The 21,611-nt window shown below is 39.1% G+C and carries 20 protein-coding genes; 12 read left to right on the forward strand and 8 right to left on the reverse strand.

Annotated features, from left to right (window positions below):
• Positions 1-82 precede the first annotated feature (82 nt).
• On the forward strand, positions 83-928 hold the full coding sequence (gene mazG, locus E4N80_RS07775; RefSeq protein WP_253698635.1) for a nucleoside triphosphate pyrophosphohydrolase: 846 nt from the start codon (positions 83-85) through the stop codon (positions 926-928).
• A 61-nt stretch (positions 929-989) separates the two neighbouring features.
• Here the strand turns inward: mazG and E4N80_RS07780 are convergent, their stop codons facing one another.
• Complete coding sequence (locus tag E4N80_RS07780; RefSeq protein WP_253698637.1) at positions 990-1,739, reverse strand: FKBP-type peptidyl-prolyl cis-trans isomerase; 750 nt, start codon at positions 1,737-1,739, stop codon at positions 990-992.
• 133 nt (positions 1,740-1,872) lie between these two features.
• On the opposite strand from E4N80_RS07780, the gene E4N80_RS07785 reads away from it, so the two are divergent.
• Genes E4N80_RS07785 through ispF form a run of 4 tightly spaced genes read left to right on the forward strand, consistent with a single transcriptional unit; the run spans position 1,873 to position 5,408 of the window.
• The gene (locus tag E4N80_RS07785; RefSeq protein ID WP_253698639.1) at positions 1,873-3,525 is read left to right on the forward strand and encodes a nucleoside kinase; all 1,653 of its coding nucleotides are present in this window, start codon (positions 1,873-1,875) and stop codon (positions 3,523-3,525) included.
• 59 nt (positions 3,526-3,584) lie between these two features.
• Positions 3,585-4,208, forward strand: a complete 624-nt coding sequence (locus tag E4N80_RS07790; RefSeq protein WP_253698641.1) for a CarD family transcriptional regulator — start codon at positions 3,585-3,587, stop codon at positions 4,206-4,208.
• Positions 4,195-4,926 (forward strand): IspD/TarI family cytidylyltransferase, encoded by a 732-nt coding sequence (locus E4N80_RS07795; protein ID WP_253698643.1) that lies wholly within the window; start codon positions 4,195-4,197, stop codon positions 4,924-4,926. Before E4N80_RS07790 ends, E4N80_RS07795 begins: the two co-directional genes overlap by 14 nt.
• The gene (gene ispF / locus E4N80_RS07800) at positions 4,923-5,408 is read left to right on the forward strand and encodes a 2-C-methyl-D-erythritol 2,4-cyclodiphosphate synthase (RefSeq protein ID WP_253698645.1); all 486 of its coding nucleotides are present in this window, start codon (positions 4,923-4,925) and stop codon (positions 5,406-5,408) included. The genes E4N80_RS07795 and ispF overlap by 4 nt, the downstream gene beginning before the upstream one ends.
• Here the strand turns inward: ispF and E4N80_RS07805 are convergent.
• Positions 5,380-8,625 carry a SpiroCoCo family coiled-coil protein gene (locus E4N80_RS07805; protein ID WP_253698646.1) on the reverse strand — a complete coding sequence of 1,082 codons (3,246 nt, stop codon included), beginning with the start codon at positions 8,623-8,625 and terminating at the stop codon, positions 5,380-5,382. The two genes, ispF and E4N80_RS07805, sit on opposite strands and share 29 nt — an antisense overlap.
• A 53-nt stretch (positions 8,626-8,678) precedes the next feature.
• On the reverse strand, positions 8,679-9,380 hold the full coding sequence (locus E4N80_RS07810) for an HAD family hydrolase (RefSeq protein ID WP_253698648.1): 702 nt from the start codon (positions 9,378-9,380) through the stop codon (positions 8,679-8,681).
• Between the two features lie 73 nt (positions 9,381-9,453).
• Here E4N80_RS07810 and E4N80_RS07815 point away from each other — a divergent pair, with 73 nt between their 5' ends.
• Entirely contained in the window at positions 9,454-10,293 is an 840-nt protein-coding gene (locus tag E4N80_RS07815) for a mechanosensitive ion channel family protein (protein WP_253698650.1), read from the forward strand.
• A gap of 3 nt (positions 10,294-10,296) precedes the next feature.
• On the opposite strand, the gene E4N80_RS07820 is transcribed toward E4N80_RS07815, so the two are convergent.
• From E4N80_RS07820 to E4N80_RS07830, 3 genes are all read right to left on the reverse strand, one after another.
• A complete protein-coding gene (locus E4N80_RS07820; protein ID WP_253698652.1) occupies positions 10,297-12,351 on the reverse strand; it encodes a hypothetical protein in 2,055 nt (684 codons plus the stop codon).
• A 1-nt stretch (position 12,352) separates the two neighbouring features.
• Positions 12,353-13,033 carry a tetratricopeptide repeat protein gene (locus tag E4N80_RS07825; RefSeq protein WP_253698653.1) on the reverse strand — a complete coding sequence of 227 codons (681 nt, stop codon included), beginning with the start codon at positions 13,031-13,033 and terminating at the stop codon, positions 12,353-12,355.
• 95 nt (positions 13,034-13,128) lie between these two features.
• On the reverse strand, positions 13,129-14,283 hold the full coding sequence (locus E4N80_RS07830; protein ID WP_253698655.1) for a galactokinase: 1,155 nt from the start codon (positions 14,281-14,283) through the stop codon (positions 13,129-13,131).
• Positions 14,284-14,345: 62 nt separating this feature from the next.
• Between E4N80_RS07830 and lnt the strand changes: the two genes are divergently transcribed.
• Complete coding sequence (gene lnt / locus E4N80_RS07835) at positions 14,346-15,923, forward strand: apolipoprotein N-acyltransferase (RefSeq protein ID WP_253698656.1); 1,578 nt, start codon at positions 14,346-14,348, stop codon at positions 15,921-15,923.
• A gap of 45 nt (positions 15,924-15,968) precedes the next feature.
• Here the strand turns inward: lnt and E4N80_RS07840 are convergent, their stop codons facing one another.
• On the reverse strand, positions 15,969-17,450 hold the full coding sequence (locus E4N80_RS07840) for a Do family serine endopeptidase (RefSeq protein ID WP_253698657.1): 1,482 nt from the start codon (positions 17,448-17,450) through the stop codon (positions 15,969-15,971).
• A 124-nt stretch (positions 17,451-17,574) separates the two neighbouring features.
• Between E4N80_RS07840 and E4N80_RS07845 the strand changes: the two genes are divergently transcribed.
• From E4N80_RS07845 to E4N80_RS07865, 5 genes are read left to right on the forward strand one after another with little or no spacing between them, the layout of a single operon-like run.
• Positions 17,575-17,838, forward strand: coding sequence for an EscU/YscU/HrcU family type III secretion system export apparatus switch protein (locus E4N80_RS07845; protein ID WP_253698658.1), 264 nt, complete (start codon positions 17,575-17,577; stop codon positions 17,836-17,838).
• An 18-nt stretch (positions 17,839-17,856) separates the two neighbouring features.
• Positions 17,857-19,122, forward strand: coding sequence for a cyclic di-GMP phosphodiesterase (locus tag E4N80_RS07850; RefSeq protein WP_253698659.1), 1,266 nt, complete (start codon positions 17,857-17,859; stop codon positions 19,120-19,122).
• Positions 19,122-19,514 carry a YraN family protein gene (locus E4N80_RS07855; protein ID WP_253698660.1) on the forward strand — a complete coding sequence of 131 codons (393 nt, stop codon included), beginning with the start codon at positions 19,122-19,124 and terminating at the stop codon, positions 19,512-19,514. Before E4N80_RS07850 ends, E4N80_RS07855 begins: the two co-directional genes overlap by 1 nt.
• A complete protein-coding gene (locus tag E4N80_RS07860; RefSeq protein WP_253698662.1) occupies positions 19,507-19,722 on the forward strand; it encodes a hypothetical protein in 216 nt (71 codons plus the stop codon). Before E4N80_RS07855 ends, E4N80_RS07860 begins: the two co-directional genes overlap by 8 nt.
• Positions 19,719-20,171 carry a hypothetical protein gene (locus E4N80_RS07865; protein ID WP_253698663.1) on the forward strand — a complete coding sequence of 151 codons (453 nt, stop codon included), beginning with the start codon at positions 19,719-19,721 and terminating at the stop codon, positions 20,169-20,171. Before E4N80_RS07860 ends, E4N80_RS07865 begins: the two co-directional genes overlap by 4 nt.
• A gap of 78 nt (positions 20,172-20,249) precedes the next feature.
• Here the strand turns inward: E4N80_RS07865 and serS are convergent, their stop codons facing one another.
• Positions 20,250-21,518 (reverse strand): serine--tRNA ligase, encoded by a 1,269-nt coding sequence (gene serS / locus E4N80_RS07870; protein ID WP_253698664.1) that lies wholly within the window; start codon positions 21,516-21,518, stop codon positions 20,250-20,252.
• Between the last annotated feature and the right edge of the window lie 93 nt (positions 21,519-21,611).

The following is a 21,611-nucleotide window of genomic DNA, read 5'->3' on the forward strand; positions in this document are numbered from 1 at the left end:
TAAGATTACAAAAAAAGAATAAAAAAGTCAAGGAATTATCGACTCTTGAACTAGCTAAGATCTTTTTGCTATAATATAACATATGGAAAATTCACAACTGATTGAGAGCTTTGAAGCTCTTTTTAATGTAATCAAAAGATTAAGGGGGCCGGGAGGCTGTCCATGGGATATAGCCCAAACCCCTATGAGTATGCGCAAGTCCCTTTTGGAAGAAGCCTATGAGGCAGCTGACGCAATAGAAGAACACCATAGTACCGGACAAAAGGCCGAGCATGTAAAAGAAGAACTCGGCGATATTCTTTTAAATGTACTGATGATTTCGTATATGTACGAACAAGAAGGTCTTTTTTCTACTGCCGATATTATGAAAAATCTTACCGAAAAGCTGATAAGAAGGCATCCCCATGTTTTCGGGGAAACGGAAGGCTATGAAGGGCCTGAAAGCGATAAAAAAGCATCGACTCCCGAATCCGTTTTAAACCAATGGGAAAACATAAAAGAAAAAATAGAAAGACCCAAGACCGAATCAATTTTGGATTCCATCCCTAAAAATTTTCCGCCGATGCTAAAGGCCTTAAAGATTTCAAAAAAGGCAGCAAAAGCCGGTTTTGAATGGACTGAAATCGGCGGCCTTATCAAAAAGATGGAAGAAGAAACGGCCGAATTTGCCGAAGCCGTTAAATCCGGCTCGGAAGCAGAGATTGAAGACGAAATAGGAGATATCTTCTTTGTTGCCGTCAATGCCGCCCGTTTTTTAAAAATAGATCCCGAAATGGCTTTGATGCACGCAAATAAAAAATTTGAAAGGCGATTCCGGTTTGTCGAGGCTGAAATGAAAAAAAACGGCCTTGAGCTTTTACCTGAAAATGGTAAAAAGATGGAAGAATTTTGGAATAAGGCAAAGCTTGAAGAAAGGGCTAAAAATTAGCAAGGCATAAAAAAAAGAGTTTTGCATTTAAGCAAAACTCTTTTTTTTCTTTTACCGGGTACTACTTTTTAGGTAAAATATTTACCAGCTCAATATCAAAGATTAAGACAGCATTTCCGGGAATTATAACTGCACTGCCTTGAACAATCCCCTGCTCTCCGTAAGCCAATGCCGGCGGAACATAGAGTCTGTATTTTGCACCGGCACTCATCAACTGTAAGCCTTCTTTCCAACCGGGAATAACCCTTGATAATTGGATCTTTACGCTTGAACCGCTTTTATATGAATCGTCAAAAACAGTTTCGTCTATAAGTTTTCCGATATAATTTACTTCAACCTCATCGTCTTCATTAGGGTGAATATCATCTTTCCCATTTGAAAGAACTTCATATTGCAAACCCGATTCGGTAACCATCACACCCTCTTTAGCCTTGTTTTTTTCTAAAAAGGCATTAGCTTCTTCAAGCGATTTTGCGGCCTTTTCCATCTGAGCCATTTGGAAGGCCTTATTTAAAACCATCTGAGCATCAGAAAGACCGGTTTCCTTAAAGTCTTTGGCCATTGCTTCATTATAGCCCTTTAAAATATGCTTGGGGTTGAGTTTTATACCGTCTTGCTTTACACTTTGTGCGATGATAACGCCGAAGGCATAACCGACCTCTTCCTCGGTTACCGAAATTTTTTCTTTTTCATCGGCAGCACCATTTTCGGAAGAAACTTCAGTTTCCGCTTTTTTGTCCTTACAGGCTGTAAACGCAAAAAACAAGCAAGCACAACATAAAATGAGAGTAAAATTTTTAATAAATTTCATAGAATAAATCCTTATAAATATAAAATATATAGAAGACGTAAGAATATCAGTCTTTTAAAAAACAGTCAATAGCTGGACTTTTATAAAAAATATGGTATAATAAAAGCTGTAATTTAATTTCGAGGAGAGTCTTATGGCTTCATTTAAAATAACTTTTCCTGACGGAACTCAAAAAGAATTTGTTCATCCGGTGTCGGCACGCGAGCTGGTACAATATTTTCCTGCTTGCCCTGCTCCTATTGTAGGTATAAAAGTAAACAATTTGGTAGTACCCTTGAACAAAACCATCGATGTACAATCCAATATAGAGCCGGTAACATTAGCCGACCGTGAAGGCTCTAATTTTTACCGAAGGACTCTCTGTCTGATTTTAGCTGCTGCAGCAAAAGAACTATACCCCGAGTTAAGGCTTTTAATGGGACATAGCTTGGATTACGGCTATTATTACACCCTTGAAGGAAAAAATTCAGGTAAGGTGGACTTTAAGGCTATAAAGGCAAAAATGGATGAAATGGTAGCGCAAGACATGCCTATCGATACCCGTTGGCTTTCCTACGAAGAAGCCTTGGAAAAATTCGAACACTCAAATCAGCCTGAGACCCATAGACTTTTAAACTACACAAGTAAACCCCGAATTTTAATAAACCGTTTAGGCAGCTATGAAGACCTATATTTTCAGCCCCTCATGGATAGAATAGGTGAAGTCAAAGTCTTTGATGTAATGCCCTATGAAGACGGCTTTTTACTCCGTTTTCCAAGGACATCATCTCCTACAAAGCTTTCGGAATTTAAAGACATCCCCCATCTTTTTGAAATTTATAAAGAATATAAACAATGGGGAAAACTGGTCGGTGTTTCTTCTGTCGGACAGTTAAACGACTTAATTACCTCAAGAAAAATAAAAGACTATGTAGAAATTACCGAGATACTTCAAAACAATAAACTTGCCGAAATCGCAAAAAAAATAACGGCTAAAAAAACCGCAAGGGTAATCCTCATAGCAGGCCCTTCAAGTTCAGGAAAGACAACCTCGGCTAAAAAACTTTCAATGCAGCTTAAAGTTCTTGGGTACATACCTAAGGTTATAAGCCTTGACGATTTTTACCTCGGCATAGCCAAAACACCGAAAAAAGAAGACGGAAGGCCCGACTTTGAATGTGTTGAGGCTCTGGACATTGAGCTTTTAAACGATGTCCTTCTCAGGCTATTTAAAGGTGAAACGGTTGAAATGCCTTCCTACGATTTTAAGGTCAGCGGCCGCCGCCCTGAAGGCAAGATGTTCACTCCGGAAAAAAACACAATCTTTATACTTGAAGGAATCCATGCTCTAAACGATAAGCTTACGGCAAAAATAGACGAGTCATTAAAATTTAAGGTCTACCTTTCGGCTCTAACCCAGCTTAATTTGGATGACCATAACCGCATTCCGACCTCGGATAACAGACTTATAAGACGTATAGTCCGAGATGCCCAGTTTAGAGGAAGCCCTGCTTCAAGAACAATTGGAATGTGGGGCGATGTAAGAAGCGGAGAATCAAAATATATTTTCCCCTTCCAAGGAAATGCCGATGCGGTCTTTAACACAGCCCTGGACTATGAGCTTTCAGTCTTAAAGGTTTATGCAGAACCTCTTTTAAAAGCGGTAAAGCCGAACCAAAAAGAATACAACGAAGCGTCGAGGCTATTAACCTTTTTAGGAAACTTTTTACCTCTTCCGGCCAGCTTTGTACACGGACAATCCATATTGCGCGAATTTATCGGAGACAGCGACTTTTCGTACAGCTAAACTCAGCTAAATTCGCCTCGTAGACTAAAAAAGATATTTATGCTATAATGCCCGAACATATGAGTAAGAAATTTGTTTTTTCAGCAAAAGAAGTTGTCGTTTACCCGGGTCAGGGTGTCGGTACTATTACGGATATCACCAAAAAAGAGATAGCCGGAGAAGTTATAGACTATTATGTTATTTATCTAGCCGATTCGGATATGACGGTCTTAGTTCCCATTACAGGAATCGATAATCTGGGAATAAGGCGTATAGTAACAAAGGCAGAAGCTGAAGCCGCCCTCAAATTCCTATCCGAAGATTTTGAACCTATCCCGATAGATTGGAAGGCCCGCTATCAAATGAATATGGATTTATTTAAAAGCGGAAAAATCTTGGACACAGCCTCGGTTGTACGTTCCCTCTACCAGCGCAGCAAAACAAAAGAGCTTCCCATTCAGGAAAGAAAGCTTTACGACTCAGCCTATAGAATTTTTCAAGACGAAATAGCAGCAGCATTAAAGATGACAAAAACCGAAGTAGAGGCAGCTATACACTTGCACCTTGAACCGCTCGGCGGCCCAATCGAAAAATTCAAAGATGAATATGATGATGACGATTTAATCGCAAATGATGATGAAAGACTTGACGATGACGATATGGATGATGATGACATAGAAGATTCGGACTATGAGGACGATTAAAAGTTTAGGATTTGCCGCCGTAGTAACTGCAGCAGGCAAATCCCAACGGATGAATTTAAATACAAAAAAAGAATATTTAAGATTACCTGAATATGGAGAGGGCGTTACGGTTCTCTCCGAATGCCTTTTAAAGTTTTTACAAACCAAATTATTTAATGTATTGGTAATTACCGTACCTGAAAAAGATATTTCTACTGTAAATAATTTAATTTTTAATGATAAAAGAATTGAAGAAGAATTGGCAGGAAGACAAACAAAAATAATCCTCACTTCCGGTGCCGATACAAGACAAGCTTCAGTCTTCAACGCACTTATAAAACTGGAAGAGATTAAAGAAAAATATCAAGAAGATTTTAAATATGTTTTAATCCATGACGGAGCCCGCCCATGGATCAGCCCTGAACTTATAAAAGGCATTTGTTCTTCAGTAAAAAAACATGAAGCGGTAATTCCAGGTTATCAAGCCGTTGATACGCAAAAAATCGCCGACAAATCCGGAAAAATAACCCAACATCTTAAAAGAAGCTCCGTATATTCGGTACAAACCCCTCAAGGCTTTAACTTTGAAAAAATCCTGTCTGCCCACAAAAATGCCGCCGATAACGAAAAAGACTATACCGACGATAGTGAGATTTATGCAGAATTTGCCGGAGATGTTTTTATCTGCACGGGAGAAGTATCCAACAAAAAAATAACCTTTAAGGAAGATATAAAATGAGGACAGGTCTAGGCTACGACTTACACCGCTTAGTTAGGGGAAAAAAACTTATGATAGGAGGCGTTCATATTCCCTTTAAAAAAGGGGAAAAAGCCCACTCCGATGGAGATGTACTCCTTCATGCTATTACAGATGCCCTCCTTGGAGCCTGCGGTATGGGAGACATAGGAGAGTTTTTTCCGCCAAGCGATAAAAAGTGGAAGGATGCAAATTCTGCAGAACTCTTATCAACAGTCTGGAAAAAAATAAGCGAAGCAGGATGGAAAATCCAAAACATTGACTGCGTAATAATAATCGAAGAACCAAAAATCCTCCCCTTCAGAGAAGAAATAAGAAAATCAATTGCAAATATTTTAAAAATAGAAAAAGAGCAAATTTTTATAAAAGCAAAAACCGGAGAAGGCATAGGAATAATAGGAAAAGGCAAGGCCGTTGCCGCCCTTGCCTCATGCCTTATCTTTTGTCGGCATACTCAAGAATAAGATCTACTTCCCCGAGAGATAAATTTAAAGCCTTTGCAATCTCGTTGTTTTTCCAGCCTTGGCGGGACAATTTTAGTACGTTTTCTTGCACATTTAATGACGGACTTCCACTTTCGTTCCTTTCGGGTTTTTCGCCCTTAAAAAGGTCCGCCATCAGCTTTAGCTGAGCTTCCGACTCGTCGGAAATTTCTTTTAATCTGGTTTCGGTAGCGGCAAGCCAGCTTCTGGCCTGTTTTAGGTTATCCATCTTGGAATTCAACTCTTCCAATGTAGAATCTACGCTTTCAATCTTTTCGCAAACGGCTTCTGCCCTGCCCTGATTTGATAAAAGAGTTTCAAGCGTTACCTTTATCTTTTCCATCTCAGGAGGGATTACACTTACCTCAGTCTTAAATTGTTTAATATCCGACTCAAGAGTTTTTAAATTTTCAAAAGCGGAATCAATGCTTTCAAGAGTTTGATTTAATACGGCTTCTTTTTTCTCAAGCCTTTCATAGCGGGTGTTTACATCACCGATACCTTCTTCAAGTTTTCTGATTTGAACTTGGTATTGCTGTAAGTCATCATTTACGGCAGTAAGCTCGATAATTTTTTTGTCCATAGAGTCGGAAAGAGTATTAAGCTTTATAAACTCGCCTTCAAGAAGCTCAATATTTTTGCGCTCATTCATAAAGCGGCTGACTTTTTGTTTTGCTTCCTCTTCCAAATGAGTAACCTTATCATATTGAAGAGACAGATCCTCCATTGCGTTTCTGTAAACTTCAAATTTAGTAACCTCATTTTTAAGAGAAGCAATGTCTTTTTCCAAACCTTCTTTTAATTCATCAGCCCTTTCAAAGACCTTGGTTTGTGTAATAAAGTCATTTTGTTTTTTATCTATTTCTTCTATAAGCGAATTCAGGCGGTCTGCATCGGCTTGAATCTTTTCGCGAACCTTTTCTTGAGTTTCATCAAGGCGGCTTCTTACTTCAAGAATCATATCATTGATACCCTGCACCGACTGCTCTGCCTCAGAAGCGGCATCCTGAATTCTTTTGTTGATAACTTCATTAAGTTTTTCTGCTTCAGCATTAAAGCGGGTTGTAACTTCGGAAGCATGTTCATCAATGGCCTTATTTGCAGATGCAACCTTAGCATCAACCGCATTAAGCTTAGCCTGAATACCGTTAAAGGCATCCCCGCTCTTTGCAATAAAATCCTTGTACTGAGCATTGTACTTGGCATCAAGATTTTTAATGCCATTTTCCGTTAAACCGGCAAAGTTTGTAATCTTCTCATCAAAGAATGAGCGGGCATCCGTAAACTGCTGATCCGTGCGGCTTTTCCAAGTTTCAAAATCCTTTTTAATTGTTTCAAACTTGGCTTCCGATTCTTCTCTGATAGAAAGGAGTCTTTCTTGCAGGCCCTTTGAAGTGTTTTCAAGCTCTGCATTTTGATTGGATACAGCCTCTCGAACCTGCTCCTTATATGAAGCAAGTTCGTTTTCAAGCTGCTGAGAAGCCTTTGCTTTTATCTGATCTACATCTGCACGGAAAGATTCTATATATTGTTCTACAGTGCCGTCCATTGCAGAAACCCGTGAATTTAAACCGGCTTCAACATCTTTGACCTTTTCATCCAGTTTTGCAAAAAGAGCCTTATATTCTTCGGCTGCCTGACCGAGCCTTACACGCAGCTCTGCCTTATATTTTTCTTCCAAATCTTTCCTTGCCGATTCGTTTTCAGAAGCAAGAAGAGTCATGTTGGCAGAAACATCATCTTTCCACTGGTCGAAGCTGAGATTAATAGCCTCGCTCCTCTTTGCAAGATCCGCAAAGAAGTCGTCCTCAAACATTTTTAGTTTTTCCGAAACATTTGCATAGGCCTTTGCTTTTAAATCATCGATACCGGCATCTATAGTCTTTATCCGCTCGCGTATTTTTTCGGAATTAGCAGCAAAGTCGTTAAAAAAGTTTTGCTGATTTTGCTTGGCTGCGTTTACGTAAGAGGAGAATTCTGCCGTCATTTCATTTTTAATAAGGGCTTGAGATTTTTCGATTTCTTCTTTTAAGCTGTCGACGTTTTCAATAGCCTTTTCAAATTTGCTAAACCTTTCTTCAGTTTGAATCTTAAATTCATTCAATTTTTTATCCGTAAATTTAGAAAGAGAATTTACGTTATCTTGAAAATTGGCAGCAAGAGAATTAAATTGAGAACGCATCGTAGCTTCCGTTTGACTTAAATCGGAAGAAAGAGCATCCGAGCGTACCGAAACTGAATCCTCAGCTTCCTTCAATCTTTCGGATATGGAATTTATTCGTAAAGAAATATTTTCTTCGGTCTGTGAAAAATCCGACTGCATTTGAGCAAGATAGTCCTTTGCCTGAGTTTCCCACTCCGTTTTAAATTCGGAGGCCATCTGCCTTGTCCGGTTTAAATTGTCATCCATCTGAGCTTCAATCTCTGCAGCGGTCTCTTCAAATTCTTTGCGGTAGCTTTGAACCCTTTCTGCAGTTTCTTCCTTTAACTTAGCAAAGGCAGCTTCCTGAAGGGCACCTGCCTTGTCTGCTGCAGAATTATAGGCTTCTTTATATAAATCTTGGAGCTTAATTGATGTTACTTCCAAGAGTTCGCCCGTATCCCTTTGAGCCGAGGCAAGGCGGTTCTCAACATCATTGATTACAAGGCCCATTTCATCCAATATTTTGCTTTTATATTCGCTTAATTTAGCATCGGCTTCGGCCGCAAAATTTTGTTTTAATTCCGGAATACTTTCAGTAAGATTATTCAGCTGAGCCCTTGCAGCGTTAATCGATTTTGCAAGAGAATCGACAAAATCCGCTTCCCTTGTAATTTCCATTAGATTTTTTTCTGCCAAGGCCGTCATATCCATAAGTTTTTGAATTGTTTGTCCTGATTCAGTAATATATCTGTCAATATCCTGAATGGCGGAAGCACGCGCTTCTACCGTTTCGGTTTGTTCTAAAAACATGGCACGGAGGTCATCAAGTCGCTTTACTGTAGCAATAGCCTTACTTTGCTGCACTCCCAATTCCGTGGAAAGATCGCTTAAAGTAGAATTTTTTTCATTTACAAAAGCTTCGAGATCTTCCTTTATTTTATCTCCGTATTTTTTTGCTTTTTCGATGGATCGGTTATTTTTATCGCTTTGTCTAAAAGCAATAATAACACCTATACAAATTACCAATGTTATAAGATTGAATAAAATATCATTCATTATAAATTCCCACCCTTTTTTTACGCTTATATACGCTTATATATAATATCAAATTATATCACAAATTTCAATAATTGGCGATAGTTTGAAAAATAAATATCCGGTTTTTCATTATCTTTTTGAGCAAAAACCTTTTTAAGTAAGATAAATAACCTGCTCTTTATGCAGGCAGTATGCATTCCTGCTGCCTTGGCCCCTGCAACATCGTATCTGAGGTTATTTCCTACATAGAGAATCTTATCGCAAGGCAGATCAAGGGCTTCCGCCAACCTTTTAAAGGGGAGAGGAGAAGGTTTTAATGCCCCTATAGCCTCTGTCCCGAAAGCAGCATCACAAAGGGGTAAAATCCCCCATACATCATTTTTTTGTTCCGGTAAAAAGTCCGAAAGAAGGGCTATTTTGAGCCCGCATCTTTTAAATTCCTCTATAGATTCCCTTACAAAAAAGTAAGGTTTTATCCTTGCAAAACGTCTTTTCCAGCCCTCATAAACTTCCGTTTCCAAAAAATTTTTAACATCTTCCTTATTTCTTCCTGCGTGTTTTGCCAAGATTCCGGCTTGAAAATCAAAAAAGTTGCTTAAAACTTTATCGGGATTCTTTTTCTGCCAAAGCCTTATATCTTTTCGGGTCTTGTTAAAAGCAGACATAAAATTAAAGTGCTTTAAAAGAAAAGGAATTATACGTAAATTAAAGCGCCATGAAGGATAAAGCGTACCGTCAATGTCAAATGCTATAGCAGAAATACCGTACTTCATATGATTTTATACTATAAATGTAAGGCTTTGTCTACCTCTTGGAAGTTTACACAAAATTTGATAGATTAAAAAAATGAACATAAGCTTAGAACAAATACAAACTTTTGTTAAAGAAAACTTTACCCTGCCCTCTTTTATATCCATATTGTCCTTTTTGGGGATAATTTTAATAACATACATCTTTTTTAAAATTATAATTAAATCGCTTAAAAAATTTACGGAGAACAAGGTAAGTCCTGCAATTCAAAACCTGATAACAAAAATTCTTCAATACACCTGTCTGGCCGTTATCTTGATGACGATATTCAAAAAGCTCGGTATAAATATAAATGCCTTTGTAGGCGCCGCAGGTATTGCCGGTGTTGCCATAGGTTTTGCAGCCCAAACCTCGGTGTCTAATATAATTTCAGGCTTCTTTGTCCTTGCCGAAAAAGCCTTTAAGGTAGGCGACCGTATCCAGCTTGGAGACATAACGGGAAATGTAGAATCGATTGACTTTATGGCTATCAGGGTAAAAACCCTTGACGGAAACATAGTGCGTATTCCGAATGAGGTAGTCATCAAGGGAAACCTGATAAACTACTCAAGCCTCCCGATAAGGAGAATTGAAACAAAGATAAGCGTTGCATACGGCAGCGATATGGAAAAAGTGGAATCCGTTTTAATGGAAATCCCAAACCGAGTGCCTCAAATTCTAAAAAGCCCGGAACCATTTATTTTCTGGTCGGCTTATGCAGATTCCGGTATTGAAGTTGCTTTTTATGCTTGGGGAAAAAATGAAGATTTTCTTGTTATAAAAAATTCTATTTTTAAACTTATAGCCGAACTCTTTGAAGAAGCCGAAATAAATATTCCCTTCCCGCAGATGGACGTTTATATCAATCCGGAAAGAACAAAGAAACAGCCCTATTGATTTCTACTCCAAGGGAGCAAAGTATCCTATTTCATCTCGTCCTGATCTTTCCAAAAGCTGTACTTCTACTTCTACGGGTAAAAATGACCTACCGAAGTCTGTTGACATAGTAGAAGTATATTTCAGCTGGTACATTCCCAAGGGCTTTTCGATAATATCATCAATAAGAGGTTTTAAGCCTCTTTCGGCATAGATGTATGAGGTTTTGCCGCCCGTCTTTTTTGCAAGATAACTCATTTCGGAAGCAGGAGCTCCCTTTTTTAAACTAATCGGATAAAAACGTATATTGTTATTTTTCATGTATGAAGCAAGGTCATTTAAATTATACTGCTTAAAATTATCCGAATTAGGATCGCTGAAATTCAAAAAAAGAACGGCTCTTTTTTGTTCGGCATTTATCAGATCCCCTACGGCAAGCCTCAAGGCTAAATCGAATTTCCAGTCGGGCGAGGCCGGAGCCTTTATGCGGTTAGGCAGGGTTATCAAATCGGCAGGCGAAAATTTTCCCTCAAGAGAGGGAATAGATGAGGCGGAAATAAGACTTATCTTTCCCCTGCCCTGCATTGCTTCCGCAATTTCCTTTAAGGAAGCCTCTATTAAGGCCTTTTCTTTTATAGAATCGGGAGATCTTTCAACAATGACGGCTATGTCGCAAGTTTTATTAAGATAGGAAGATCCGGTCAGAGAATAATCGGCAACAGGCCTGTTTCCCTCCGTGATTATAAAGTTATCTTGAGTCAAACCTACAATCTGTTTGCCATCGCGGTTTTGTACGCTTACTTCAACCAAAACTTCGGGGAATTTATCTGAATAAACTTTTTTTATCAATACAAAAAGGCCGCCGGCCAATTCATTTATTCTTGAAGTTATTTCTACCGTTTGATTTTTATGGTCTATTAAAAGAAGACTTCCGTTTACATCGGGAACCGCTGCCGTAATCTTTGTAGGGGCATTTCCCAAACTCGTCAACTCGCTTACAGTCGAAAAAGCAATATCTATAAGGTAAGCCTTATTCCCTGCAGAAGCAACCAAATTGCCGTTCCATTCCCTAAGGGATTCTATTTGCTTTAAGCTTTTTTCAGGCAAGAGAGATTGAACAAAGTTACCCGCCGTATCAAAGGTATAGACGGCTCCCTTTACCGCATCGGCAACATAGACAAGCCCGTCAACTACAGCTATCCCCGAAGGAGCGGTAAAGCCCCCGAAAAGACCGCTTTTTTCTCCAAAGGTAAAAAGAGGCTCTCCGGCAGAAGAGAAAACAACGATTCTTGCATTCCCAAAATCGCAAACATAGATATTGCCGTACTCGTCTTCACTTAAAAACTGAGGGCCTATTAACTCTCCGTTTCCGCGGCCCCTCGTTCCGAAAGATTTTATAAAAGAACCGTTTTTATCGAGGAGAGAAAGTCTGTCGGCGGCAAATTCCGAAACCAAGAGATTTCCGTCCGATAGGGCTATAACATCGAAAGGCCTGTCAAAGCCTTGAATAGGCCCCTTTGTTCTATCCAAGATAATACCGTTTACATTAAAATGCAAAAGCTCGTTTGATCCGTAAGCCGTCATCCAAAATGAACCGTCGGAAACAGCCGCTATCGAAAGAGGCTGGCGGAAAAGCTCTACAGTGCCGTTCTTTGAGTTAAAAGAAGAGTTTTCCACATACTTTATATTATCTGAAGAATAGGGAGTAAGGCTCCTCGATTCTTTTAGAATTTCTATCTTGTTTTTTAAAAGCATTCCGCCGTAACCTGCTGCCTCGGCCGATTCCCACTGAGTCAGGGCTGCGCCTTCAACACCGGAGCTGTAATAGGCCTTTCCAAGCCAATCTAAAATTAAGGACTCATCAGGCAGATAAGAAAGAGCTTTTTCGAATAAAAGGATGGCCTCATTAAAGGTTCCTCGGTAATAGGCTTGAACACCCCGTCTAAATTCTTCGGAAGCAACTCTCTTATCCGACGAGGACGGCTTATCGGTAAAATTCCTATCCTGTGAAAAAATAGGAAGAGTAAATAAGATTAAGCTTATAAAAACAAATATGCGACATTTTATACCGAACTTCATCTTAAGCCTCCCGTGCATCAGAACTTATCATTTCAAAGTGTTTGAGTATAATCTTATTATCGGGTAATTTTTCTTTAGCTCGAGTAATACAGGATTCAGCTTCCGAAGGGAGATCCATTTTGTGGTAAATTAGAGCCATCGAATCCAAATAAGCCGGATTTTCAGGCTGTTTTTCTACGGCTTTTTTGCAGAGGAGCAATGAGCGTGTCAAATCCCTATCCGTTTCGGCTAAAATATAGGCCAGGCCGTTTAGGGCCGTGCTGTTTTCGGGAGCGGCTTTTAAGGCTTTTTCGTAATAGTCGATGGCCTTTTCGATTTCCTGATGCTCATAATAAACATAAGCCAATGAAGAAAAGACCTGTACCGACTCATAACCGGCTTCGATAAGTTTTGAAAGCTCAAACTCCGCAAGTCTGGTTCGTCCCGTATTTGCATAGATAAAGGCTAAAATCAATCTGCATTGATAAACCTTTGCAATATCCTTGCTCGCAGTTACTACCTGCTCAAGATATTCAAGAGCCTGTTCATACTCCGACAAGCGGGAATATATTAGACCTATATAATAGTTTATTTCGATTTTTATAAGAGCATCTTCAGTGCTTACACTTAAAAAGAAAACTAAAGCTTCTTGATAGTCTTTTTTGTTATATAGGTTTACACCCTCTTTTAATTCGGAATACATGAAACCCTCCCCTTTTTTCAAATTATACAGAAAAAAAACTTTTTACACAATAGCAGAGAAAGATACTTAAAAATTCACTAATTTTAAAACCCTTATTAAAAGGTTCTTGCAGAACCTGTAGGCTTAGCCCTGTATATCAAAGGTTTAAATCCGAAAATTCTTTCGTAATCTCCAACTTTTTCTATATAAGCCTTTGCATCTGCATCTTTAAGAATAGTATAAGTACAGCCGCCGAAACCCTTTCCCGTCATTCTCGAGCACACGAGATTAGTTACCGAAGGTTCCATAAATTCAAGGGAGCGCTTTACCAGCCAGTCCAATTCTGGACAGGAAATTTCAAAGCGGTCTCTAAGCCCATCATGCGAGCGGTTTAAGATACGTGAAAGCATAATATTATCTTTACGCTTTAAGGCGTCCACAGCTTCATCAACACTTAAAGATTCTCTGATAATATAGGTAACCCGTCTCCTCACCGATTCTGGGATATCGATTTCTTCAAGCATTTTTTCGGTCAAATGCATCATATTTTTCGGCATATCCGGCTGTTTTTTTACCAGCTCATAGGCTTCTACACATTCGTCCAATCTGGCCGTCAACTCTTCGCGGGCAATTATGCGCGGTACACGGGAATCCGTCAATACGATAGAATGCCCTTCGATTGGAAAAGGATAAATATCGGCAGTTTTTTTTCGATGGTCGGTACGCACACAGTGATTCGACTTTGCAAAAAGAGCACATAGAATATCCGCTCTATGAGCATAGGTATTTAAATGTTGAACATTTGCATGTTCAAGAATATCTACCAAATCGCTTTTTGTAAGTTTCGGCGCAAACATCTTTCGCAATATAAGTGCGGTAGCGGTCTTAAGGGCGTTGGGAGTTCCCAAGCCCGCATCCGCAGGTATTTCCGACAAAATAGTAAAATTTAAGCCGGAAATATGATGTCCGAAGTCATTAAATGCCGAAATAACGGCCTTAACCGCATTAGCCCATCGATCTTCTCGCTTATACCTTAGACCGGAATAAGATATTTTTTTCCGCTCATTAAGCGAAATCGAAAACAGCCTAAAGTTATTATCGCTGCGCCTTGATGCACAGACATACAAATAGTGATTAATGCTCATGGAAAGAGTATTTCCTTGTGCAAACCATGTATGTTCACCTAGAAGATGAAACCGCCCCGGAGCGGCAGCACATACTTCAGGTTCATCTCCATATTCGTCAATATGAAATGTAACTATTTTTTGCATAAATATATAATACTCGTTATATTGAAATTTTTCAATAAAAATGATTAAATAGATGTGTAAATATGCGATTTTTTTTATCTTTTTTAACTATTTTTATGTCCTCTGCTCTATTTTCTCTAGGAATCCCCAACGAAATTTTAAATTTCGGCTCCGCTCTTGCAGGTTTTTCAGGATTAGTTTTAGTATACTATGCACTTCTTAACTGCGGCTCACATAAAAGAGCGGCATTTTTGTACGGTTTTTTTGTTTCTTTTGTTCATTTGATGTCAAGTTTTTGGCTTGCATTTTTTGAAGATTTTGCAATATTTACGCTTGGAGCCAGTACCCTTGCATATTTTTTTATGGCTATGCCATTCGGCTTTTTGATGTATCATGGTCTTCAAAAAAAGAAAAATTTACGCCCGTTTTTCTTTGCCTCGGTTTGGATGCTTTGGGAAATTTCCAAATCTACAGGCTTTTTGGCCTATCCTTGGGGAACAGCCCCGATGATCTGCTTTAACCTAAAAGCATTTATTCAGTTTGTAGATATAACGGGAGTTTGGGGCCTTTCTTTTATCGTCCCCCTTATTGCAGCCTGCTTAGGCGAAGCCTTGCAACTATATGCGTACTCGGCAAATTCAAAGGCCTTTTTTAAAGGCTTAACCGAAATTAAAAGCCCCCTGATTTTTACAGCCTTTTTGGTTTTAATTATAAACATTTACGGAATCAAAATGCTGTCGGCAGAAATGAAGCCGGAAGCTTTTTTAAACACCGTAATTGTTCAGCAAAATACCGACCCATGGGATAACACCCAATTTGAAGAAAACATAAAAACTTCCCAACTTTTAAGCCGCAAAGCAATCTTCTCCGCAAACAAAAAGCCTGATCTTATCGTTTGGAGCGAATCTTCAATGCCGGTTCCTTACAAAGACAACGAGGATTTTTACGGATTTATCCCGTACGATGACCCTTTTAGCCGGTTTTTAGCCGATACGGATACTCCCATCATAGTAGGTTCTCCTTACGTAGACGGAAAAAAGCAATATAATGCAGCCTATCTTTTATCTTCTGATGGAAATATCGTAGATATTTATTCAAAAACTCAACTCGTACCCTTTGCCGAGTACATTCCCTTTATAGACAACCCCCTTGTTGTCCGTTTTTTTGATAAACTGGTCGGCTTTTCTTCAGGCTGGAATCCGGGAACCGAATATAAGGTATTCAGTATCAAAAATTCGGAAGGAAAGACGGTCAATTTTACGGTTCCCATATGCTTTGAAGATGCCTTTCCTGCAGTCTGCCTTAATTTACACAATGCGGGAAGCGAAGTGCTTATAAACATAACAAATGACTCTTGGTCTAAAACAAAGAGTGCCGAATATCAGCATTTTGTAGTAGCCCATTTTAGAGCCATAGAGCTTAGAACGACCTTGGTACGCTCAACCAATTCAGGCTACTCTGTAGTTGTAGACCCTAAAGGAAATGTTATTGCAAGCCTACCCCTCTTCAAAGCAGAATCCCTTTATACGGAAGTTCCTGTTTATGAACACAAAAAAACATTTTATGCCTCATATAAGGATTGGTTCCCTATTATGATGTTTTTAATATTGATTTTTAATATCTTTTTGGAAAAAAGGAGGGCTAAAACAGCACGGTTTTAAGTATGCCGCCTTAGCCCAAAAAGGAGGTAAAATTATTTAAAGATTTTATCTTTTAATCTTTGGGGTAACCAAATTGTGACCTTCTCTTATAAAGTCAAACCAAATCTCGCCCTTTGCGTTTGAAAGCTCATCATAAAAGCTCAAAACATCTTTTACGTCTTTTCCGTTGACCTTTACTATAAGGTCGCCGGGTTGTAAGCTCATAACGGCAGCAGGGCTCTTAGCCTGTAAACTTGTTACCAAAACACCGTTTTGACCTTTTTTAAGCTCTAACTGTTTTATAGCTTCATCAGTTAAAGGTGACGGAACAAAGCCGGGCCAAAGTTTTGAAGAATCGGCTACGTTTTTTTCATCTCGTTCTTCGATTTTTACGGTTGCAGAGACTTCTTTTCCTCTTCGTAAAACCTTAAAAAACGAAGATTCTCCGGGCTTTAAGTCGGCAATAATACGCAATATGTCGTCAACATTTTTAACCTTTACCGAATTTACCTCGGTAATATAATCACCGGGTCTTATACCGCCCTTATCCGCAGGCGAGCCTAAAAATACCTGTCCTGCAAAGGCTCCTTCAATATCCTTTAGGTTTAAGTTTTCTCTAAATTTATCGTTTATTTCAACTAACTGCACACCGAGCCAGCCGTATTTGATTTCACCGGAAGTGATAAAATCATCGATAGCCTTTTTGAGGTTGTTTATAGGAATCGAAAAGGCAAGACCTTGAGATCCGCCGCTTGATGAAACAATCCAGTTGTTTATGCCTATAACCTCACCATAGATATTGACCAAGGGGCCGCCTGAGTTGCCTTGATTTATAGCTGCATCGGTTTGGATAAAATCGTTTATATTATTTCTATTAGGTCCGCCAGATCGGCCTACCGCACTTACAATACCACTTGTAACGGTAGATACATAGCCCAAAGGAGCTCCTATTGCGTAGGTAAGGTCTCCTACCTGCACGGTGTTTGAGTCTCCCAAAACGGCAACCCTCAAATCTTTATCATAATCGAAAGAAACAAGGGCAACGTCCTTCCTCTGATCCGAACCGACCAATTTACCTTGAACCTTGTCCCCGTTATAAAGCATAACTGAAATTGTCTTAGCATTGCCCGTAACATGCTGATTTGTTAAAGCATAATAGGTTTTTCCGGTTTTTCTTACGATAACGCCTGAACCCATGCCTTCGGCTTCATATTCTCTTTCCCCCTGCCCGTCTTTTTGATTTTGAGGGCGGTTAAAGAAAAACCAAGGGAAACCGTCTATATTATTCTGAACCTTTCTTGTTTCAATAACATCAAGGGTAACTACCGAAGGTAAAATCATCGAGGTAAGCTCTCGATTTGCTTTTTGAAGAGCTTCAAGAGCCGAAACAGACTCTTTACTCAGCTCAGTCTTTAATCCCGGATCGGCATACACTGTAGAAGCATTTTCGGGATTACTTGAACATCGGGCTGAAAGAAAAACAACCGAAACAAGCATAATCAATAAAATTCCGGCCGTTGCTGAAAGCGGATTTTTTAATTTACGCATATATCTAACCTCACTACATAATTATGATACTAAAACAATAACTTTTAAGTCAAGTTACATAGAAAAAAAACTGAAAATTTATTTATTTGCTTGTTTTTTTTTATATTTGTGATATAATGGAGTTATGACAAAAACAGATAAAAAGAAAGTTGATTGTGCAGTCGCCCTTAGCTATGCTTTAGAAGCAAAAGTGCCGATAATTACAGCATCAGGTAAGGGCCTGACGGCAAAAAAAATCAAAGAGGCGGCAGAACGTAACGGAATTAAAATTGTAAAAAATGACACCTTAGCAAACATTCTTATCCACCATGAAATAGGTTCATGTATTCCGGAATATACATATAAGGCAGTAGCCGCTATCTTTGCCTTTTTGCTGAAAAAGGATTAACTTAAAAGGGGATTTAGAATGTTAAAAAAAATTAAAACTGCTGAGTTAAAGATTGGAGCACGTTTTTCGGCTCCCGTATTTTTTGATGACGGGAAAAATATGTTTCTTTTAAGAGGTATGGCATTAAGCGAAAATGAGTTAGATACCTTAAAAAGGTGGAAAGTTCAATACGTTGTTACTGCCGGAGATCCTGTACCTGAAGGCGAGATCTTAGAAGATGAAATAGCAGAGCTTGATGAACTTGATGAGGTTGAAGATCTTGAGGAACCGGAAGAAATAGAGGAAGCTCAAGAAGACTATCCCATAAACGGAACTAAAATTAAAAGATCCGAAATTGAAGAAATTTCTGCCGACTGCATTCTAAAGCTTACACAAGACCCCCGCTCAATGCAGCTCCATACCGAATATCTGGAAATTATAAAAAACCTTGAAAAAATATTTGAAAATTTCAAAGCCAGAAAACCGGTGGATAATATGCCCGTAAACTATCACGCATCGCAGTTGATAGAACTTGTCAGAAAAAATCCTCCTCTTTGTGTAGGCTTTATATTGGGAACCGAGCTTGAAGAAGATAATCTGGCCCGCTCCTCCGTAAATACGGCTATTCTGGCCATCATTTTAAGCGAAGCTCTTGAACTTCCCAAAAATAGAATTAACGAAATAACTATTGCAGCCCTCTTGCACGATGTCGGTATGATGAAAATACCTCAAAAAATTCTCAATAAAACCGAAAGCCTGACTGATAGTGAAAAGCAGGCTGTTGCCGCTCATACAGCCTATGGCTACAAGACAGCTATGAGTGAACTCATGTACACACGGGAAATAGCCTTAAGCATTATGCAGCACCACGAAAGATGGGACGGCAAGGGCTATCCTAACGGTCTTTCAGGAAAGGACATAGATATAGGAGCCAGAATTATAACCGTAGCCGATGCCTTTGTCGCAATGATAACGCCTAAGTCATACCGAGATTTGATGTTGGGATATCAAGCCATGAAAAATCTTCTCTCTGATAATGCCCGCATTTTCGATCCCGAAATAATAAAGGCCATGATTAGAAGCATAGGTATTTATCCTATCGGCTCCATCGTTTTAATGAATGATGCTTCTCTTGCCAGAGTAGTAAAAAGCTCGCCTGAAGCCCCCATGCGGCCATTCATCCGTATATTAATCGACTCTACGGGAGAGGTTTTGGATGAGAGTTCAGAAATTGTAGATTTAAAGAAAAATAAGAATCTTTTTATAGTTCGGGCTATAGATCCGAGGGCTTATAGAAACAAATAATGGATTCTCTTGGCTCAAAGGGAGAAAACCGTATATCCGAATGGCTTACCGAAAAAGGGTATCTTATCTTAGAAAAAAATTGGAGAACCCGCACAGGTGAGGTAGATATAATTGCTTTAGATAAAACGGAGCAAACCTCATCCGGCGGGGTTTTGGTTTTTGTGGAAGTAAAGACCTTATTAAAAACGGAACTATCCGATTTAGATCTTATTATCAGCAAAAAAAAACAAGATAGGATTATAAAAACCGCTAAACATTTTCTCGCAAACAATCGAAAATATAATAAGATGTATATAAGATTTGATGTGGTCGTATTACGATCAAACCCTTTTTTGGAACAGCCGCTTGAGATATTACATTTAAAAGACGCCTTTGGAGATTGCTATGACTAGTGTGAATTTATTTCCACATAAAAAAAATGCTTCTACCCATAATACCGTACTAACGGATGAGGAAATTCATGCAATGGAATTAAAACTTGAAGACCCCGAGTACATAAATGCCGCTATTTATAGACTGGCTTCAATTATAACGGAAAGAGTCCTGAACGGCGGACTCGATTACGAAAATATGAATTGCAAAAAGAGGATAAGAATATGAGTAAAAGAAGGTTTAAACCTACGAGAAGCCAAAGGACGGAAAAACGGGACGATGATAACCCGCAAAAACGCCCCCTTGACGGACAAATAAAAAAAACTAAAACTTTTCACGGTCAAAACAAAGAACCGGCTTTTAAAAAAATAGAATATCCCGAATACAAATGCACAAAATGCGGCGAAATTATACAGGACTTAAGCTCAGCCATTGCCGATAAGGAAAGCGGCCAGCCTGCACACTTTGATTGCGTTATCGAGTTTTTAAAGAAAGCAGAAGAATTAAAAGAAGGCGAAGAAATCATTTACATAGGAAACGGAAATTTTGCCATTGCCTATTTTGAAAATCCTAAAATTCGTAAAAACTTTAAAATCATAAAACTAATTGAATGGGAAGATAAAAATCAGCTCTACCAATGGAAAAAAGATATTTCGGAGCTTACATCAACAACATAAAAAAAAGCCGGACAATGCGCCGGCCTTTTTTTATATAAACCTAATATCTAAAAACTATCAAAAAGTTTATAAATCGATTTACCCGATCTTATCAAACCCGCAATAGGGAACAAGCACTTCCGGTATCTTAATAGAACCGTCAGCTTGTTGATAATTTTCCAAGACGGCTATCATAGCCCTTGACATTGCCAACGCAGTTCCGTTTAGGGTATGAAGGAATTTGTTTTTACCGTCATCGTCCTTGTAGCGTATATTTAAGCGGCGGGCTTGATAATCGGTACAGTTTGAAGTAGAGGTAACCTCGCCCCATTCGCCTCCGTTTCTTCCGGGCATCCATGCTTCCAAGTCCCATTTTCGGTAGGCAGGAGCTCCAAGGTCACCGGTGCAGGTATCGACAACTCTGAATGGAATTCCCAAACCATCGAAGATTTCTTCTTCAATTAAGCGGAGCTCTTCATGAAGGGCATCCGATTCTTCCGGTGTACAATAAACAAACATTTCAAGTTTTGAAAACTGATGAACCCTGTAAAGGCCCTTTGAAAACTGTCCGGCGGCTCCCGCTTCACGCCTAAAGCAATGAGAAATACCGCAGTATTTTAACGGCAAGCTTTCTTTTTTGATAATCTCATCCGAGTGATAGCCGCCCAGAGTAATCTCGGCAGTTGCAACCAAACAAGTTCCCTCGCCTTCAAGAGAATATACATTCGATTCTTCGCCTCTTGGATTAAAACCGATACCGTATAAAATTTCTTCTTTTGCTACGTCCGGTGTTATAAAGGGCTTAAACCCGTGTTTCCTCAATATGTTAAGGCCGTACATCGTCAGAGCCTGCTCCAAAAATACGGCTTCGTTTTTTAAAAAATAGAATTTAACACCCGAAACCTTTGTGCCGGCTTCAAAGTCGATTAGATCCAAATCTTGACCCAACTGAACATGATCCTTGGGTTCAAAGTCAAACTTAGGCACGGTTCCAGAGCGCTTAACTTCCAAATTGTCCGAATCTTCTTTGCCGATAGGGGCTTCGGGATGGGCCATATTCGGAATTTTGCTTACGGCCTCATGCAGGGCTTTTTCGGCTTCAGCCAGTTCGGCTTCTACTTGGGCGATTTTTTCTTTTATAGCCTTTCCTTGATCGACTAATTTTTGTCTTTCTTCGGGACTTAATTTTTGCTTCATTGACTGGGAATTATCGTTTCGATCTTTTTGCAGGTTCTGCAAAGAAGTAACAAGGGCTGTACGCTTATCATATAGTTCTACGGCCTTATCGGCATCTGCATTCATATGCCGATTTTTTATATTTTGTTTTACGGCTTCAACATTTTCTTTAATAAATTTATAGTCTAACATAGCAAAATTGTACTTTTTATTTTAAATTCTGTCAAGGACTAAAATTTAACGATACATTTAACGGACAGCTTGACAATTTTTGAGAATTATCGG

The sequence above is a fragment of the Treponema denticola genome (assembly GCF_024181605.1).
Taxonomy (GTDB): domain Bacteria; phylum Spirochaetota; class Spirochaetia; order Treponematales; family Treponemataceae; genus Treponema_B; species Treponema_B denticola_B.